This is a genomic window from Nocardioides sp. NBC_00850, from assembly GCF_045207335.1.
In the GTDB taxonomy this organism is placed as follows: domain Bacteria; phylum Actinomycetota; class Actinomycetes; order Propionibacteriales; family Nocardioidaceae; genus Nocardioides.
In genome coordinates this window covers 3745758-3764085 of record NZ_CP108845.1, presented here as the reverse complement: position 1 = coordinate 3764085, position 18328 = coordinate 3745758, and the positions used below count along the sequence as shown (strand labels likewise).

The window sequence follows — 18328 nt, the reverse complement described above, 5'->3', positions numbered from 1 at the left end:
AGGTCACCACGACCCGCGGCTGCGTGGCAGTGCGGACAGCCCGATGGTGTGCACGCACCCATGCCCGACCGCCCAAGTAGGCGTTAGACGTTTCCCGCCGCAGTCTCGTCTGGGGCCGGTTTCTGTTTCTGCACCTCATGCGGCAGATCCCTGGTGAAGGCCAATGAGAGCAGGGCAAGGAATGCCGCGGCGAGCAGCCCGGTCTTGAGCGCTTGTAGCTGTGCGGACTCGTAGCCCTCGACGAGCGCCTCGGCGGTCGGCTCGTCCAGCCCAGCCTCCTGGGCAGCTGCTCCGATCTGGTCAGCGGACACGAAGTCGATTCCGGTTCCGACAGCCACACCGACCTGCTCGGAGACCGCGCTGCTGATCCGCTCATCGGTAGAGATGTTGGACACGAAAGCGCTGGTGAGCCCCGACAGCACGATCGCCCCCAGCAGGGCCACGCCCAGTGACGAGCCGAGCTGCTGGCCGGTGAACTGCAGCCCGCCGGCCTCTCCCCGACCCGAGGCGTCGACCGAGGACTGCACGACGTTGCCGAGCTGCGATGCGATCAGACCCATCCCCACGCCGAGCACCGCCATCGACCAGGCGAAGCTCGAGTTGTCCAGCTCCGGCTCGATCGTGGCCATGAGCAGCACGGCTGCGACCATGCTGGTCGCCAGACCGGCCCGCACGATCGACCGGATGGGGAAGCGGCGCGACAGCCGCGACCCGGCTGCCGAGGCGAGGAACATGGTGATGGAGACAGGCAGCATCCTGAGGCCTGTATCGAGGGCATCGAGCCCGATCACCAACTGCAGATACAACGGAATCGTGAAGAAGACGCCCATCAGGATCAGGTTCTGGCTGAACAGGCCGACCAGGCCGGAGCGCAGCGGGGCGATCTTCAGCAGCACCAGGTGCACCAGCGGGTCGCGTCCCCGACTCTCTCGGCGAGCCTGCCACGCCTTGAAGCCCCACAACAGGGCAGCCCCGAAGCCGATCACGAATACCGTCAGCGAGAAGCCGAACGGCGTCACCGGGGAGTCGTCTGTCGGCTTGACCCACCCCCAGGTGCTCGACTGCAGCACCCCGAGCACGACCAGACCGAGGCCTGTGGCAGACAGCACGGTGCCCACGATGTCGAGTCTCGGTGCCGGGCCGGTCCTCACCGCGTCGGCGACCTTCGGGGTCATCACCAGGATGAGGGCCACCAACAGCACCTCACCGGCGAAGATGATCCGCCACGAGTACTCAGTGGTCGCCCAACCGCCCAGGATCGGCCCCACGGCGATCCCGGCACCGGCGACCCCGCCGATCACGGCGTAGGCCGCCTTCCGCGAGGCGCCCTCGAAGTTGCCTGCAATCAGCGCCACCATCGCCGGAAGCACCAGGGCCGCACCGAGCCCTTCCAGCACCGACCAACCCAGCGTCAGGATGGCCACCGACGGCGCCAACGCCGTCATCGCCGAACCACACGCGTAGATGACCAGACCGATGACGAACGTCTTGCGCCGACCGATGATGTCGCCGATCTTGCCGCCGGTCAGCATGAACATGGCCATCACCAGGCAGTAGAGCGTGATCACCGCCTGGATCGTGGTCACCGTCGTGTCGAAGTCCGCCACCAGCGCGCTGATCGAGACGTTCATCGCCGACTGGTCCAGCACCATGACGAACTGGGCGATGGCCAACGCCACCAGCGGCAACCAGTTCGTCTTCGGCGTCGAGTCCGTAGGTGGCTCCTGGGATTCACCCGGGCTCACGGTTGCTCGCCTCCTCGATGCGTTCGGTCAGCTCGATCCTCGGCGGGTGCGAGGTGACCTGGCCGACGAGATGGACCGCGAACGTCAGACTGGTCATGGGGCACCACCTAGCTGAGGAAACTGTCTCTCTGTACCGTCGCAGGCCCAGCTCGCCGTCGCTTCACCCGCTGCGGGCGAGGCGCAGGGCTACGGGCAGGCAGCAGAGTTGGCGTCAACGCCAGGGCAGGCACGGTCTCGTCGACCGCCCCTTCGCCGCTGGAGTTGCTCCGCGGAGATCCACGCCTTCATCGCGAATTGCTGCGCCGCTGTTCGGAGTCAGTCTTCTCGAGAAGAGCGACGCATTCGACGTGATGCGTCATCGGGAACAGGTCGAAGGCACGCAAGGACTGTAGGCGGTAGCCGTGCTCGGCGAAGATCGCTACGTCACGAGCCAGAGCGGCGGGGTCGCATGCGACGTACGCGACCTTCCGAGGCGAACGCGCGACGACGGCCTCGACGACCTTCCGTCGGGCACCCTCGCGTGGCGGGTCGAGGACGACGAGGTCGAAGGGGCCTTCCTCGAGGCGTCCCAGCACGGTGGCGACATCACCTGCACTGATCTCGGCGGTGGGGACGTTGCCCACCGAGAGCGCGGAGGCGGTCGGGTCGCCCTCGACGGCGACGACACGTCCGGTGGGACCGACCCGGTCGGCGAGGAAGGCGGAGAAGAGGCCGACGCCGGCGTAGAGGTCGAGGACGGTGTCGCCCGGGGCCGGCGAGAGGGCGGACAGCACCGCGGAGACCAGCGTCGCGGGCGCGCCGGGGTGGACCTGCCAGAAGCCGTCTGCGGACACCTCGAAGGAGTGCTCCGCTCCCCCGACGGCGACCTGCTCCACTACCGTCCCGGCACCCGGCTCGCGAGCGTCGGTGGTGGCGATCAGGCAGTCGTCGACGGGGATGACGTCGTGGGAGCGGTACTTCCGCATGCCTCGGCCGCCACCCGGGGCGGTCGTGTAGCGCTGACGGGTCCGCCAGCGCAGCCCGTCCTCGTCGCCGGGGACCGCCTCGACGACCAGGCCGGCGACCAGCGGGTCCTCTGCGGACAGGCCACCCAGGCGGACCAGCTGCTCGCGAAGCACCGTCGCCTTCAACTCTCGCTGGGCGGACAGGGAGACGTGCTGGAAGTCGCAGCCGCCACAGAGGCCTGGGCCGGCGTACGGGCACGGCGGAACGACCCGTTCCGGTGCGGCCGAGACCACCGAGACCGCGTCGCCGCGCCAGAACCGGTCGCCGGCGGTTCCCTCGGTGATCTCGACGACCACCTGCTCACCGGGCAGGGCGTGGCGTACGAAGACGACGCGGGAGCCCTCCCTGGACGTGCCAGTCTCGATCTGCACGCGGGCGACGAAGTGGCCGCCGTGGGCGACCGGGCCGACCTCGACCTCGAAGCGACGGCCGACGTACGACTCGCCCTTCGACGCCTTCGGACGGGGCCGCCGCCCACGGGGCGCGGAACGCTGCGGACGGCTCATCGGCGTCCACTTCCGCGGCGCAGGCCGGGCGCGAGCCAGTATTCCTCGCGCAACTCCTCGGCGCGCTCCTTGCCGGAGGCGAGCTGGTAGGGCACGGAGATGACCATGACGCCCGGAGTGAAGAGCAACCGGCCCTTGAGCCGCAGCGCCGTCTGGTTGTGGAGCAGCTGCTCCCACCAGCGGCCGACGACGTACTCGGGGATGTAGACGGCCACGACGCCGCGCGGGTTGGCGTCACGGATCGCCGAGGCGTACTCGACGACGGGGCGGATCAGCTCGCGGTAGGGCGAGTGGAGCACCTTCAGCGGCATCGGCAGGTTGCGCTCGTCCCACTGCTTCAGCAGCTCGGCGGTGTCGGAGTCGGAGGTCGAGACCGTCACGGCCTCGAGGGCGTTGGGCCGGGTCGCCTGGGCGAAGGCCAGCGCTCGCAGCGTCGGCTTGTGGAGCTTGGAGACCAGCACGATCGCGTGGACCCGGGTCGGCATGACCTTGTCCTGCTCATCCGCGGCCAGCTCGCGAGCGACGTTGTCGTAGTGGCGCCTGATCCCCAGCATGACCACGTAGAAGAAGCCCATCGCCAGGATCGTGATCCAGGCGCCGGCGAGGAACTTGGTGATCAGCACGATCACCAGGACGACCGAGGTCATCCCGAGACCGAAGGTGTTGATCGCCCGCGAACGCTGCATCCGGCGCCGCTCGCTCGGGTCCCGCTCGGTGGCGAGGTGGCGGGTCCAGTGGCGGATCATGCCAAGCTGGCTCAGGTTGAAGGAGACGAAGACGCCGACGATGTAGAGCTGGATCAGCTTGGTGGTCTGCGCCTCGAAGATGACGATCAGCGCGATCGCCAGCACCGCCAGGAAGACGATGCCGTTGCTGTAGGCGAGCCGGTCGCCGCGCGCCCCCAGGGACCGTGGTGCGTAGCCGTCCTTGGCGAGGATCGAGCCGAGGACTGGGAAGCCGTTGAACGCGGTGTTGGCAGCCAGGACCAGGATGATGCCGGTGACGGTGATGACGAAGTAGAAGCCCGGCGGGAAGTCGTTGAAGACGCCGGCCGCGATCTGGGAGATCACCGGGTGCTGCTCATAGCCGTCCGGGACGGCGTCGCCGGCGACCGTGCGCAGGTTGTCGAGTGCGTGCGGGTCGACGTAGCGGATGCTCATCTGGTTGGCCAGCACGATGATGCTCATCATCATCGTGACCGCGATCAGGCCGAGCAGCAGCAGCGTGGTGGCGGCGTTCTTGCTCTTCGGCCGCTGGAAGGCGGGTACGCCGTTGGAGATCGCCTCCACACCGGTCAGCGCCGCACAGCCGGACGAGAACGCGCGGGCAAGCAGGAAGACCAGCGCCACCTGGTTGAGGGTGCCCTCCCAGCCCTCCTCGGGCCTGATGTGAAGGGAGGCGCTCTCCGCCTCGGGCAGGTTGCCGTTCACAAGCAGCAACAGGCCGTAGAGGCCCATCCCGAGGATGGCGAACATGAACAGGTAGGTCGGGACCGCGAAGAACGTCCCGGACTCGCGTACGCCGCGCAGGTTCATCGCGGTGAGCAGCACGATCGCGATCGAGGCGACCAGCACCTCGTGGCCGATCAGGCTGGGGATCGCGCTGGCGGCGTACTGCGCGGCGTTGGAGATCGACACCGCGACCGTCAGCACGTAGTCGACCAGCAGGGCGCTGGCCACGGTCACGCCTGCGTTGCGACCCAGGTTGACGGTCGCGACCTCGTAGTCGCCGCCGCCGCTCGGGTAGGCGTGCACCGTCTGCCGGTAGGAGGCGACCACGGTCAGCATCACGAGGGCGACGACCAGGCCGATCTTCCAGGACCAGGCGTACGCGGAGGCTCCCGCCACCGCCAGCATGATGAAGATCTCGTCGGGCGCGTAGGCGACCGAGGAGAGGGCGTCGCTGGCGAAAACGGGTAGCGCGATGCGCTTCGGCAGCAGCGTCTCGCCCAACTGAGAGCTACGGAGCTTGCGACCGATCAGGATCCGCTTGGAGACATCACCAACACCCACAACCGCAGACGCTACGGCACATCGCGGCTTCCTCGCGCTTCCGGATCGCCGCGCGCATCCGAACACGCCAACTTCGAGGGCGTAGGCGACGCGCGGCCCGGGCGAGTGCAATCATGACACGGTGCACGTAGTGATCATGGGCTGTGGCCGCGTCGGCTCGACCCTGGCCAGGAGCCTCGAGGACCGTAACCACACGGTCTCGGTCATCGACCAGAACTCCGAGGCGTTCCGGCGCCTCGGACCGGGGTTCAACGGCGACAAGGTCGCCGGGATGGGCTTCGACCGCGAGGTCCTGCTCAAGGCCGGCATCAAGCGCGCCGAGGCGTTCGCGGCGGTCTCCAGCGGCGACAACTCCAACATCATCTCCGCCCGGGTGGCGCGCGAGGAGTTCGGCATCCAGCAGGTCGTGGCCCGCATCTACGACCCCGGCCGCGCCGAGGTCTACCAGCGCCTCGGGATCAGCACGGTCGCGACGGTGAAGTGGACCGCCGACCAGGTGCTACGCAGGCTGCTGCCGGCCGGCGCCGAGCCCGACTTCCGCGACATGTCGGGCAACATCCGCATCGACCAGGTCATCATGCCCGAGTCGTGGGTCGGCCAGCGGACCATCAAGTTCCAGCACCAGTCCGGCAGTCGCATCGCCTGGATCGACCGGCTCGGCGAGGGTGTCCTCCCGGTCCGCGAGAGCGTGATCCAGGAGGGCGACGTGCTCCACATCGTCATGCGCGAGGAGAACACCGCGCAGGCGTACAAGACGATCAAGAACGGCCCCGAGGAAGACTGACGATGAGAGTTGCTATCGCCGGAGCCGGGGCCGTCGGCCGGTCCATCGCCCGTGAGCTGATCACCAACGGCCACGAGGTGCTCCTCATCGACAAGAACCCGGGCTCGATCAAGCCCGAGCGGGTCGCCGACGCGGAGTGGCTGCTCGCCGACGCGTGCGAGCTCTCCTCGCTCGAGGAGGCCAGGCTCGACAACTGCGACGTGGTCATCGCCGCGACCGGTGACGACAAGGCCAACCTGGTCTGCTCGCTGCTGGCCAAGACCGAGTTCGGCGTGCCGCGCACCGTGGGCCGGGTCAACCACCCCAACAACGAGTGGCTCTTCACCGAGGCCTGGGGCGTCGACGTCAACGTCTCCACCCCGCGGATCATGTCCGCGCTGGTCGAGGAGGCCGTCACCGTCGGCGACCTGGTGCGCCTCTTCACCTTCCGGCAGGGCCAGGCCAACCTGGTCGAGATCACCCTGCCCGCCGACTCGCCCTACGTCGGCAAGCCCACCGGTCTGGTGCCGTTCCCGGAGAACTGCGCCCTGGTCACGCTGCTGCGTGACGGCCAGGTCTACGTACCCACCCCCGAGCAGCCTCTCGAGCAGGGCGACGAGCTCCTCTTCGTCGTGCCCACCGAGAAGGAGGACGAGCTCGAGCGTCTTCTCGCCCCCACCGGTCACGGCGGCTGACGCCGAGGATTCCGTACGCAGCAACCCGACGATCTCGGCAGGACAACAGTTGGCTCGCTCCCCCCTCCTCCAGACGCTTCGTCCTGTCCGGGGAAGGCTGGTCGCCAGCCTGCTGCTGATGGTCGTCTCGACCGTCGCCGGGCTGGTGCCGCTGGTCGGGATCGTCGAGCTCGCCCGGATCCTGCTGCCCGCAGCGTCCGGGGCCGCGGTCGACGCGGGCCGTGCCTGGGTCGTGGTCTGGGTGAGCGTGGCGGCGCTGCTGGTGCGCCTGGCGACGGTGCTCGGCTCGTCGTGGCTCTCCCACGTCGCCGACCTCGACCTCTCCATCCACCTGCGCCGCCTGCTGGTCGCTCGGCTCGGCCGGGTGCCGCTGGCGTGGTTCACCGAACGCAACTCCGGCACCGTCAAGAAGGCGGTGCAGGACGACGTCGCCGCGCTGCACCACCTGGTCGCCCACTCGGTCATGGAGCTGACCGCGGCGATCACGCTGCCGGCCGTTGTGGCCTGCTACCTCTTCATCGTCTCCCCGCCGCTCGCCCTGGTCACCCTGGTCCCGCTCGCGCTCGGCCTGGTCGGGTTCCGGATCTCGATGCGGGGTGCCGCCGCGCTCTACCGTGACTACGACGCCGGGCTGGCCGAGCTCGCCGCGGCCACGGTCGAGAACACCGGCGGGATCGCGGAGATCAAGACCTTCGGCGCCACCGGGCAGGCTCACCGGCGCCTGGCCGAGGTCGCCACCCGGTTCGGCGGCTTCAACCGGGCCTGGATGCGACACTCCGCCCTGGGGATGCTGCTGATGGAGCTCGCTCTGACGCCGGCGCTGACCCTGGTGCTCGTCCTCGGCGCCGGGGTCTGGATGCTCCGGGCCGGCCAGATCACCGGAGCCGACCTGGTTCCGTTCCTCGTCCTCGGCCTAGCCATGACCGCGCCGGTCACCGTCGCCGGCTACGCCGCCCGCGAGCTGCGCGAGGCCACCGAGGCGGCCCGGCGCATCCAGCGCCTGCTGGCCGAGCCCGAGCTTCCGGAGCCGGCCGTCCCCTCCCCGACTCCGGGCTCGGCCCGGGTCGCGCTGCACCACGTCTCCTTCGCCTACTCCCCCGGCGCGTCACCGGTGCTCCACGACATCGACCTGGTCCTCGAACCGGGCACCGTGACCGCGCTCGTCGGTCATTCCGGCTCGGGCAAGTCGACGCTGGCCAAGCTGCTGCCCCGCTTCGCCGACCCCACCGCCGGCCGGATCACGATCGCCGGGGTGGACCTGCGCGAGATGACGAGCGCACAGCTCTACGAGCAGGTCTCCTTCGTCTTCCAGGACACCGGGCTGCTGCGTACCTCGATCCGGGACAACATCCGGCTCGCACATCCCGAGGCACCGGACGAGGACGTACGCCGCGCGGCCGAGGCCGCGCAGATCGCGGGCCGCATCGACGAGCTCCCGCGAGGCTACGACTCGGTGGTCGGTGAGGACGGCCAGCTCTCCGGCGGCGAGCGGCAGCGGGTCGCGATCGCCCGCGCCCTCCTCTCCGATACCCCGATCCTGGTCCTCGACGAGGCCACCGCGGCGGCGGATCCCGAGTCGGAGGCGCACGTCCAGCGGGCCCTGTCCCGCCTCGTCGCCGGACGTACGCTGCTGGTGATCGCGCATCGACTCTCGACGGTCACCGCGGCCGACCAGATCGTGGTCCTCGACGAGGGCCGGGTCGCCGAGCTCGGCACCCACGACGAGCTCCTCGCCCGGGGCGGGCGCTACGCGCGGCTCTGGGCCGCCGACCAGCGCGCCCACCCGGCGGACGGCTGGGCCGAGGAGGAGTCGGCATGATCACCATCGTCCGCCTGCTCGCCGACCTCCTCGATCACGCTCATCGGCGCCAGCTCGGCCGCGTCGTGGCGATGTTCGTCACCACCGGCGTGCTCCAGGGTCTCGCCTTCGGCTGTGTCGTGCCGGTCCTGGACGCCGCGCTGCGCCAGGACTGGGACGCCGCGACCGCCTGGCTGGGCGTGCTCGCCGGCCTCTTCGTGGTCCACCACGTTGCGCTGACGGTGGGCAACCTGGACGGCTACGACCTGGCCTGCGACCTGCTCGACATCACCCTGGCCCGGCTCGGCGACCACACCGTACGGCTGCCTCTCGGCTGGTACGACCGGGACCGCACCGGTCAGCTCTCCCGGATGGCGTCCAAGGGCGCCACCGACATCGCCTCGGTGCCCGGACACCTGCTCCGGCCGCTGATCGCCGCCGTGGTCAGCCCGGTCACCGTGGTCGTCGCGATGGCGTTCCTGGAGTGGCGCCTGGCGCTCGCGCTTCTCGTCGGGGTCGTCGCGGTGCTGGCCACGACCCGGCTCCTCGCGACGATCGTCGGCCGTGGCGAGGGCGCCTACGACGCCGCGATGGCGGAGGGCTCGGCGCGCGTGGTCGAGTTCGCGCTCAACCAGCCCGCGCTGCGGGTCTTCGGCCGCACCGTCCATGGCAACGAGCTGGTCGAGAACGCCCTGCGGGAGCAGAAGCGGGCGTCGCGACGGCTGCTGGTGACCGGGTTCGGCGGCCTGGGGATCCAGCTGCTCTCCATCCAGGCGCTGCTCACCCTGGTGATCGCGCTCGCCGTCCACCTCAGTCTCGGCGGCACCCTCGCCCCAGCGACCGCGATCGGTCTCCTCGTCCTCACGGTGCGGTTCGTGGAGTCGCTCATCGACTACGGCGAGCTCTCCAGCGCGCTGCGGATCGCCGAGGGCTCGTTGCGACGTGTGCTCGACGTGCTCGCCCTCGAGCCGCTCCCCGAGCCGTCCACGCCGGGCGAGCCGGCCGACAGCGGCATCGAGCTGCGCAGCGCGGTCTTCTCCTACGACGGCACCACCCGGGTCCTCGACGAGGTCTCCCTCACCGCGCCGCCACGCTCGCTGACCGCCGTGGTCGGGCCGTCGGGCTCCGGGAAGAGCACCCTGCTGCGCCTGGTCGCCCGGTTCCACGACGTCACGTCGGGCTCGGTGATGCTCAGTGGGGTCGACGTACGCGATCTCGGCACCGAGGCGCTGATGCGGCGCGTCTCGATCGTCTTCCAGGACGTCTACCTCTTCGAGGGCACCCTGCGCGACAACGTGATGATGTCGCGGCCCGACGCCACCGACGACGAGCTGCTCGAGGCCGCCCGGCTGGCCCGGGTCGACGACATCGTCGACCGTCTCCCCCACGGCTGGCAGACCCGGATCGGCGAGGCCGGCTCCACACTCTCGGGCGGTGAGAAGCAACGGGTCTCGATCGCGCGGGCGCTGCTGAAGGACGCCCCCGTCGTACTCCTCGACGAGGCCACCGCCGCCCTCGACGCCGAGAACGAGGCCGCGGTCCAGGAGGCGCTCACCGCCCTCTCCGCCGACCGTACGGTCATCGTCATCGCCCATCGCCTCCAGACCGTCGTCGCCGCCGACCAGATCGTCGTCCTCGACGGCGGCCGGATCGTGGAGCGCGGCTCCCACTCCGAACTCCTGGCTCACGGCGGCCGCTACCTCGATTTCTGGCGCGAACGTACGCAAGCAGAGGGCTGGCGGCTCCTCGAGGGCCCGCAGAGCCCGTAACCACGCGGAACACGCCGCGCGTGAACGTTGAAGATCCCCAGGTCTGGCCTACGCTGGCGACGAGCCGCATCTCGTCAACCTTTGCGGCTCGGATCAACGATTAAAGGAGATCGCATGAACCGCACCGACCTGGTGAGCGAAATCGCCAAGCAGGCCGAGATCACCCAGACGCAGGCTTCCGCCGCCCTGGGTGCCGCCATCGAGGCGATCAGCGCGGCCGTTGCCAACGGCGACAAGGTCACGCTGCCTGGCTTCGGTACGTTCGAGTCGCGCGAGCGCTCGGCTCGCACCGGCCGCAACCCGCAGACCGGCGCCGAGATCAACATCCCGGCCTCGCGTGGCCCGGCGTTCAAGGCCGGCTCCGCCTTCAAGGAGCGGGTCGCCAAGGGCTGAGTCCCTGGACACCTAAGAAAGGCCGGGTCGTCATGACCCGGCCTTTCCTTCATTTGATGACTGTTCTCAGAGGATTGCTCTCAGAGCGCGATCTCCCGGTCCGCCACGGCAGCCGACAGGTCGGTGTCGTGGGTGACCAGCAGCAGCGAGGCCCCGCTCTCGTCGATCTCGCTCATCAGCGCGTCGACGGTCTGCTCCTGGGTGACCAGGTCGAGCCGCGAGGTGGCCTCGTCGGCGAAGACGAGCGCAGGACGAGGCAGCATCGCCCGCACGACCGCGATCCGCTGCAGCTCACCACCGGAGACCTGTCCCGGTCGGCGGCGCAGGATCTCGTAGGGCAGGCCGAGCCGCTCCAGCGACGCACGCACCTCCGCCTCGCCCACACCATGGCGCCGCATCACGTCGCCGAGCGCCTTCTCCAGGCTCACCTGCTGCGGGAAGGAGAGCGCCGGGTCCTGGTAGAGCTTCTGCAGCCTTCCCCGGCCCACCCCTTCTCCGTACGTCACCGACCCCGCGTCGAGCCGGGTCAGCCCGAGCAGCGCGTTGCCGAGCGTCGTCTTGCCCGCGCCGCTGGGCCCGGTGATCGCGACCCGCTCACCGGCCTTGATCTCGAGGTCGAGGCCCTCGAAGACCGGCCCGTGGGCGTACGCCTTCGCGAGGCCCGAGGCGCCGACCAGGAGCTCGCTCCCGCCGGGCGCCTGCGAACGCATCCAGGGGTGGTCCCAGCGTGAGGGCTCAGCGGCCAGCAGGCGTCGGGTGTAGTCGCCGGTGGGCGTGGTCAGCACATCCTCGGCCGGCCCGGACTCGACCACGGCCGCCTCGCGCATCACCATCACCTCTCCCCCGAGCCGGCGAGCCAGGCGCAGGTCGTGGGTGATGGTGAGCAGCAGGCCACCCTCGTCGAGGTGGCTGAGCAACAGGTCGGCGAGCTGGTCGACCGACGCCCGGTCGAGGCCCTTGGACGGCTCGTCGAGGATCAGCAGCCTGGCCCCGCCGATGGTCGCCGCGGCGTACGCGACCCGCTGGGCCATGCCGCCCGAGAGGGTGTGCGGGTAGGCACCGCCCGCGTCGGCCAGCCCGACCTGGCCCAGCCGGTGGTCGGCGGCCCGGGCCGCGGAGAGGCTGCGTGGCGACCAGCCCGGTGCGCCCTCGGCGACCTGGGCGCGCACCCGCATGGTCGGGTCGAGCGCGAGCGCGGGCTCCTGCGGAAGCAGGGCGACCTCGCGGCCCCACAGCTTCCGCCGGCCGTCCCTGTCGGCGAGGTCGAAGGACTCGTCCCCGACCGTCAGCGACCCCTCGGCAGCCAGCTCTGCCGGAAGCGTACCCATGAGCGCGTGGGCGAGCACCGACTTGCCCGAGCCGCTCTCGCCGACGATCGAGAGCGCACGCCCGGCCTCGATCCGCACCTCGGGTACGTCGGCGAGGACGAGCGATCCGGTGCGTACGACCACTCCGGTGGCTTTCAGGTTCATCGCCCCTCCTCCGGGGATCGCAGCCCGAGCAGGCAGACGGTGAGCAGGAACAGGACCCCGACCGGGGCCAGCGGCATCCACGGCGCCGCGTCGTAGAACGGGAACGACTCGGTGATCATCAGGCCCAGCTCGGCGCGTGGCGGCTGGAGGCCGACCTTGACGAAGCCGAGCGTCGACATCGCCAGGATCGAGGTGACCATGCCGAGCGAGGCCAGCGTCACGAGCAGCGGGCGCAGTGCCGGCCACAGGTGGCGACGGACGACGTGGGTCCAGCCGAGCTGCAGCAGCCCGGCCGCCTCCACGGCGGGTGAGCCGAGCACCAGGGCGCTGCGTGCCCGCACCACCCGGAAGAACTCCACCCACTGCACCAGCGCGAGCCCGACGTAGAGCGCCACCATGCTCCCGGGTGCGGCGAGCGCCGAGACCAGCAGCACCACGAGCAGCGCCGGTACTGCCACGAAAGCCTCCGAGACCGAGCGCAGCAGCGCGTCGACCCAGCCGCCGAACCAGGCCGAGGCGACCCCGGCGACGCAGCCGAGGACCAGCGCGGTCGCCACGCACACCAACGCGAGCAGCAGCGAGACCCGAGTGGCGTGCGCTACCCGGGAGGCGACGCTACGCCCGTAGTCGTCGGTCCCGAGCGGGTCCGACAGCGACGGCGGCTGCAGGTAGCGAGCCAGGTCCTGGCTCGCGGGGTCGGGCAGCACCAGCGGCCCGACCAGCGCGAACGCGGCGATCAGGACCAGCCCACCGACAGCGGCGATCCGGGTCCACGACCGCTGCGGCCGGGTGCCGAGCGTCTGTTCCAGCATCAGCATGCTCATGCGGCCACCGCCCGTCCCCGCGGCCGCGGGTCGAGCCAGGCGACGGCAAGGTCGACCAGCGTGTTGACCAGCACGATCAGCAGCGCCAGCACCAGCGCGGACGCCTGCAGCACCGGGATGTCACGCCAGAAGACGGCGTGGACCAGCGAGTGGCCCAGCCCGTCCCAGGCGAAGAGGCTCTCCACGACGACGACTCCTTCGATCAGCACGACGAACTGCACCCCGAGGTACGGCACCAGCACGACCGCGGCGTTGCGCACCACGTGTCTGACCAGCACCCACCTCTCGGCCAGCCCCTTGGTCTGGGCGAACTCCACGTACGCCGAGCCGCGGACCTCCACGACGGCGTCCCTGGTCACCCGCGCGATGAGCCCGGAGAGTCCGAGCCCCAGGGTCAGTGCGGGCAGCACGATGCTCCCGCCGCCGTGCCCGACCGCCGGGAAGAGCCCCAGCTGCGCCGAGAGCACGATCATCAGCAGCAGCCCCAGCAGGAACGGTGGCACGGCACGTACGCCGGCGACCCACAGCGATGCGAACCGGTCGGCGATCCCGCCCGGCCGGCGGGCGGCCACGACCCCGATCCCGGCACCCAGGACGACCGCGATCACGATCGCGAGCCCGGCGAGCTGCAGCGTGCCCGCCAGGTAGAACCCGACCTCCTCGAGCACCGGCTGGGAGGTGACCAGCGACCGGCCCAGGTCGAGCTGGAGGAGGTCGACCACCCATGCGCCGAGCTGCTGCCACAGCGGCTGGTCGAGTCCCAGCTCGTCGCGCACCTGGGCGGCCGCGGCCGCGTCGACCATGTCGTAGCCGTAGCGCCCCGCCGCGATCCGGTAGGCGATGTCCCCCGGCAACCGCTGGGTGATCACGAAGCAGAGCGCCGATACGCCGACCGCCACCGTGAGAGCCTGCGCCGCCCGCCGGACGAGGACGCCCCCGACGACCCGCGTCCTCACGACGCCAGCTCGACGTCGGTGATCCGCCAGGTGGTCTCGAGGGAGTCCAGGACGAACCCGTCGACCCGGTCGCTGACCGCGGCGTTCATCCGGTACCACGCGACCGGGACCAGCGGCAGCTGCTCCTGAGCCGCCCGCACGATCGTCTCGCGGTGCGCGGAGCCCTCGGCACCTTCGGCTCCCGTCGTCAGCGCGGCCACGGCCTCCGCGACGGCGGGGTCGCTCCAGCCCATCGCGCCCCAGTCGGACCCACCCTCACCGAAGGTGTCGGCGACGGTGGGCAGCGGGTCGGTGACCAGCGCGAAGAACTGGGCGACGAGCGCCATCTGAAGAGTGCCGTCGGCGTGCTTGGCCGGAATCTCGCTGGAGTTGGAGACCTCGACGTCCACCTGCACGCCGACCTTGGCGAGCTCGGCCTGGATGGCGGTTGCCAGCGCCGGCAGCTCGGGCCGGTCGGGGTAGGTCAGCAGCTCGAGCCGCAGCGGGTCGCCGTTCTTCGTGAGAGTGCCGTCGGCGCCGGCCTTCCAACCCGCGTCGGCCAGCAGCGCCTTTGCACCCTCGGTGTCGTAGGTCAGCGGCTCGAGGTCGGCGTCCCAGTCCTTCAGGGTCGGCGGCATCAGCTGGGTCGCGGCGAGCTCCTTCTCCCTCAGCACCGCCTCGGCGATCGCCTCCCGGTCCAGCGCCAGGCTGATCGCCTGCCGGACGCGTACGTCCTTCAGCGCCGGGTCACCGGCGTTCATCTTCATGTGGATCGTGCGGGGCTGCAGGGTCGAGGCCATGTCCACGCCGTCGGTCTTCTCCACCCGCTCGCGACCGGCCGGCTCGAGGCCGAAGACCACGTCGGCCTGGTCGCTGGTGGCCATCACCGCGCGGCTCTCGGCGCGGCCGACGGCCTGGAAGGAGACCTTCTCGACGTCGGGCTCCTCGCCACGCCAGTCGGCGACACGTACGGTCTCGATGCGGGAGGGCATCTGGATCGTCTCGATCCGGTAGGGCCCGGTGCCGATGACGTCCTCGACCTTCCCCTCCTCGTCGTAGGCCGAGGGGGCCAGGATCGCGGTGCTGTAGTGGCTGAGCACCGCAGGCAGGGAGACGTAGGAGTCGGCGAGCTCGATCACCACCGAGCCGCCCTCGGCGCGGATCGCCTCGACGCCGACATCGGCCAGCGGGCTGGCAGCCTCGGCTTCGACCTTCTCGAGAACGGCGACGACGTTCTCGGCGGTCATCGGCTCGCCGTCGTGGAACTCGGCGTCCTCGACCAGGTCGAAGGTCCAGGTCCTGTTGTCGTCCTCGGCCGCCCACGACGTGGCCAGGCCGGGCGCGAGAGCACCGTCGACGTCGGCGGTCACCAGGGTCTCGGTGACCTGGAGCCGGGTGAAGAAGTAGCCGTCCGCGGACGACTCGAGGCTGTGCAGCTCGAACGGTCCGGCGATGCGCAGCGTGTCGGTCGGGCTCGCGGATCGTGAGCCGCAAGCGGTCGCCGTGAGGACGACGGCCGCGAGGACCGCGACGCCTCGCAGGTGGGGGCGGATGTGCATGTTTGGTGCCTTCCAGTCAGGTGACGCGCCGAACCCTAAATGAGAATGATTCCCATCTGCAACTTGGCTGACGGAGATCCAGCAGACAGACGTCGGCCCCGCAGCTCACAGAGCTGCGGGGCCGACCTTCAGGGCGGGCCGGAGTCAGCCCTGGCGTGCCTTGAGGCGCGGGTTGCGCTTGTTGATGACGAAGACCCGGCCGCGGCGGCGTACGACCTGGGAGCCGGGCTGGTTCTTCAGCGACCGGATGGAGTTGACGACCTTCATGGGACTATCCCTTCGTGCTCGTGTAGGGCAGCAGCGCGACCTCGCGGGCGTTCTTGATCGCCTTGGTCACCGCGCGCTGCTGCTGCGGGGTGAGTCCGGTGACGCGGCGCGAGCGGATCTTGCCGCGGTCGGAGATGAACGTACGCAGCAGCTGCACGTCCTTGTAGTCGACGTAGGTCACGTCCGGCGCCAGCAGTGGCTTGCGCCGCTTGCGGACGGGAGACGGCGGTCGTTTGGGCATCGGATCGGCTTCCTCTCAGCAGAGGCTCTCAGCGGAGCCTGGCGGGGTCGACGTAGCCGAGCTGGACCGCGCGGACCAGACGACGGGGCACGTCATAGCTCTGGCCGTCGACGGTCACCGGCACGAGCGCGACCGGAGTCGCCTTCCAGCTAGACCGGCGGTGGCGGGTGTTGCTGCGCGACATCTTGCGCTTGGGTACGGCCATATCGGCCTCCTTCGGGGTGGTGGATGCGATTCAGGCGGCGCGGCCGATAGGGCCGAGCCAGTCCTCGAGCCCGTCCCAGGACTCCTCCCAGATCTGGCCGCGCTGGGCGATCTCCTGGTCGGTGAGCAGGGCGCGCTCGAAGGCCCGCGGGATCTCGTCGGCCTCGTCGTCGATGCCGATCACGACGATCCGGGTGAGCCGCTCGGTGCGACCCCACTTCTGGGTCGAGCCCACGCTCGCCTGGCCACCGGCCCCGTCCCAGACGCAGATGTCGTCGGGGCGGGTCGGCACCCAGAAGCAGCCGCGCGAGCGGCGGGGGCCACCACCGAGACGCTCCAGCTCCTCCTGGAACCGGACCGGGTGGATCGGGCGCTCCGAACGCAGGTCGAGCCGCCAGGCGCCACCCTCGGGCAGCGGCGGCAGCGCGTTGCGACGCACCTCTGCGACCCAGGCCTCGACCGCGTGGTGGCGGTGCCCGCCGGCGACCAGGCCGGCCGCATCCAGGAGCGAGGGGTCGGTCACCACCGGGATACCCGGCCGGGCGAGCGTCGCGACCAGCGACTCCTCCTCGGGATCGGGGGTCTCGGTGATGCTGACGACGTCGGCGTACTCGACGATCGCGCTGGCGGCCTCGGCGACGCCGCGCCGGTCGTCCTCGGAGGTGGCCAGCCCACGCTCGTCGAGAAGGTCGGGACCGAGCAGGTCCTCGGCGACGGTCGCGCCCTCGAGCGCCGCGACGACGGCGGCGATCGAGATGTGCGGAGCCATCCGCGGGGCCCAGGCGAGCACCCGGCAGACCTGGATCGCCTCGGCTGCGACCGGCAGGCAGGCCACGATGCTCCCCCATCGACCCTGTGCCGCCAGGCGCTCGAGCGTCGGCACGATGTCCTCGCGGATCGCGCAGGCCACGCAGGCGTGGGCGAGGTTGATCTCCTCGTGCTCGATCACGCCGGTCAGGTCACTGACGACGCGGGTGAGGAGCTGGCGCTCTGGGTCGATGATGTGGCGCACCATGACCGCGTCGGGGAGGCCGAACTGGAGCGAGATGGTCGCCGAGAGCATCGCGCTCTCCGCGACCCCGCTCACCAGGATCACCGGCACCTTGGGGCGCGAGAGGTTGCGGGGAGACCGCGGCCGAGGCGTGCTCATCGCGCCACCTCCGTTGCGCAAGCGCCAGAATACGGACGCGGCGCGCTGAGATTTTCGATTGTCGCTCGCTGACGCTCGCTCATCGGCCACGCCCGTAGCGGCGCTTGAACCGCTCGACCCGTCCCTCGGTGTCGACGACGCGGCCGCGTCCGGTCCAGAACGGGTGGCTGGCGCTGGAGACGTCGACGTCGACGACCGGGTAGGTCTCGCCGTTCTCCCAGGTGACCCGCTCGTGGTCGTCGGCGAGACGCTCGAGGATCGTCGACTGCATCAGGAAGAGCGTGTCCGCCGAGCGGTCGCGGAAGACGACCGGCCCGGAGACGGGGTGGATGCCTTGCTTCATGGGGACCTCCCGTTGTGGTTAATGATAACGGTTCTCATTCTACACACAGGGTGGCGTTCCGCTCATATCGAGGCGCGACTCAGCCGTCGGCGGTGTGGGTGTGCATGCGTACGCCGTCGCTGTTGAAGATGCTCAGCACCTGCGCCGGGCGAGACCCGGTCGCGAAGATCGCGTGCGGCACCCGGGTGTCGAACTCGGCGGCCTCGCCGCGGGTCAGGACCAGGTCGCGGTCGCCCAGCAGCAGCCGCAGCTTGCCGGAGATGACGTAGAGCCACTCGTAGCCGTCGTGGACCCGCGGCTCCGGCACCTCGGTCACCGGCTCGTAGGTGATCTTGAAGGTGTTGACCGGCGATCCCTCCGGAGTCAGCGGCGCGATCTCCATGCCGTCACGGCGGATCACCGGCCGGCGCACCCGCGGGTCCGGGACCGACGGCGTGACCAGGCTGTCGAGACCCACGCCGAGGTGGCGGGTCAGCGGGATCAGCAGCTCCAGGCTCGCCTGCCGCTTGCCCGACTCGAGCCGGGACAGCGTGCTCGGCGACATCTCCGCCATCGCGGCCAGCTGGTCCAGCGTCCATCCCTTGCTGTGCCGGATCGCCCGGATCCGCGGGCCGACCTGCTTGAGCTCGTCGATCATGTGCTCCATC

At 70.4% G+C, this 18328-nt stretch carries 18 protein-coding genes; 5 read left to right on the top strand and 13 right to left on the bottom strand.

Features of this window, described 5'->3' with window-relative positions:
* Positions 1-83: 83 nt before the first annotated feature.
* From OH802_RS18245 to OH802_RS18235, 3 genes are all read right to left on the bottom strand, one after another.
* The gene (locus OH802_RS18245) at positions 84-1745 is read right to left on the bottom strand and encodes an MFS transporter (RefSeq protein ID WP_406020763.1); all 1662 of its coding nucleotides are present in this window, start codon (positions 1743-1745) and stop codon (positions 84-86) included.
* A 284-nt stretch (positions 1746-2029) separates the two neighbouring features.
* Complete coding sequence (locus OH802_RS18240; protein WP_406020762.1) at positions 2030-3256, bottom strand: class I SAM-dependent RNA methyltransferase; 1227 nt, start codon at positions 3254-3256, stop codon at positions 2030-2032.
* Positions 3253-5268, bottom strand: a complete 2016-nt coding sequence (locus OH802_RS18235) for an APC family permease (RefSeq protein ID WP_406020760.1) — start codon at positions 5266-5268, stop codon at positions 3253-3255. The genes OH802_RS18240 and OH802_RS18235 overlap by 4 nt, the downstream gene beginning before the upstream one ends.
* 121 nt (positions 5269-5389) lie before the next feature.
* Between OH802_RS18235 and OH802_RS18230 the strand changes: the two genes are divergently transcribed.
* From OH802_RS18230 to OH802_RS18210, 5 genes are all read left to right on the top strand, one after another.
* Positions 5390-6052, top strand: coding sequence for a potassium channel family protein (locus OH802_RS18230; RefSeq protein WP_406020758.1), 663 nt, complete (start codon positions 5390-5392; stop codon positions 6050-6052).
* Between the two features lie 2 nt (positions 6053-6054).
* Positions 6055-6726: a TrkA family potassium uptake protein gene (locus tag OH802_RS18225; protein ID WP_091041412.1), complete on the top strand. Its 672-nt coding sequence runs from the start codon at positions 6055-6057 to the stop codon at positions 6724-6726.
* A gap of 49 nt (positions 6727-6775) precedes the next feature.
* Entirely contained in the window at positions 6776-8545 is a 1770-nt protein-coding gene (locus OH802_RS18220; protein ID WP_406020756.1) for an ABC transporter ATP-binding protein, read from the top strand.
* Positions 8542-10293, top strand: a complete 1752-nt coding sequence (locus tag OH802_RS18215) for an ABC transporter ATP-binding protein (RefSeq protein WP_406020753.1) — start codon at positions 8542-8544, stop codon at positions 10291-10293. Before OH802_RS18220 ends, OH802_RS18215 begins: the two co-directional genes overlap by 4 nt.
* Before the next feature lie 114 nt (positions 10294-10407).
* On the top strand, positions 10408-10686 hold the full coding sequence (locus OH802_RS18210) for an HU family DNA-binding protein (RefSeq protein ID WP_406020751.1): 279 nt from the start codon (positions 10408-10410) through the stop codon (positions 10684-10686).
* An 80-nt stretch (positions 10687-10766) separates the two neighbouring features.
* Here the strand turns inward: OH802_RS18210 and OH802_RS18205 are convergent, their stop codons facing one another.
* From OH802_RS18205 to OH802_RS18160, 10 genes are all read right to left on the bottom strand, one after another.
* Positions 10767-12158, bottom strand: coding sequence for an ABC transporter ATP-binding protein (locus OH802_RS18205; RefSeq protein WP_406020750.1), 1392 nt, complete (start codon positions 12156-12158; stop codon positions 10767-10769).
* On the bottom strand, positions 12155-12982 hold the full coding sequence (locus OH802_RS18200; protein ID WP_406020747.1) for an ABC transporter permease: 828 nt from the start codon (positions 12980-12982) through the stop codon (positions 12155-12157). Before OH802_RS18200 ends, OH802_RS18205 begins: the two co-directional genes overlap by 4 nt.
* Positions 12979-13938, bottom strand: coding sequence for an ABC transporter permease (locus OH802_RS18195; RefSeq protein ID WP_406020745.1), 960 nt, complete (start codon positions 13936-13938; stop codon positions 12979-12981). Before OH802_RS18195 ends, OH802_RS18200 begins: the two co-directional genes overlap by 4 nt.
* The gene (locus OH802_RS18190; protein ID WP_406020743.1) at positions 13935-15476 is read right to left on the bottom strand and encodes an ABC transporter substrate-binding protein; all 1542 of its coding nucleotides are present in this window, start codon (positions 15474-15476) and stop codon (positions 13935-13937) included. The genes OH802_RS18195 and OH802_RS18190 overlap by 4 nt, the downstream gene beginning before the upstream one ends.
* A 144-nt stretch (positions 15477-15620) precedes the next feature.
* Positions 15621-15743 carry a type B 50S ribosomal protein L36 gene (gene ykgO, locus OH802_RS18185; protein ID WP_141780388.1) on the bottom strand — a complete coding sequence of 41 codons (123 nt, stop codon included), beginning with the start codon at positions 15741-15743 and terminating at the stop codon, positions 15621-15623.
* Between the two features lie 4 nt (positions 15744-15747).
* The gene (rpsR, locus tag OH802_RS18180) at positions 15748-15984 is read right to left on the bottom strand and encodes a 30S ribosomal protein S18 (protein ID WP_141804807.1); all 237 of its coding nucleotides are present in this window, start codon (positions 15982-15984) and stop codon (positions 15748-15750) included.
* 28 nt (positions 15985-16012) lie between these two features.
* Positions 16013-16189 carry a 50S ribosomal protein L32 gene (gene rpmF / locus OH802_RS18175; RefSeq protein WP_406020740.1) on the bottom strand — a complete coding sequence of 59 codons (177 nt, stop codon included), beginning with the start codon at positions 16187-16189 and terminating at the stop codon, positions 16013-16015.
* Between the two features lie 30 nt (positions 16190-16219).
* A complete protein-coding gene (locus tag OH802_RS18170) occupies positions 16220-17338 on the bottom strand; it encodes a CobW family GTP-binding protein (RefSeq protein WP_406020738.1) in 1119 nt (372 codons plus the stop codon).
* A gap of 79 nt (positions 17339-17417) precedes the next feature.
* A complete protein-coding gene (locus OH802_RS18165; protein ID WP_406020736.1) occupies positions 17418-17681 on the bottom strand; it encodes a type B 50S ribosomal protein L31 in 264 nt (87 codons plus the stop codon).
* A 79-nt stretch (positions 17682-17760) separates the two neighbouring features.
* Positions 17761-18318, bottom strand: a complete 558-nt coding sequence (locus OH802_RS18160) for an XRE family transcriptional regulator (protein WP_357353802.1) — start codon at positions 18316-18318, stop codon at positions 17761-17763.
* Positions 18319-18328 lie beyond the last annotated feature (10 nt).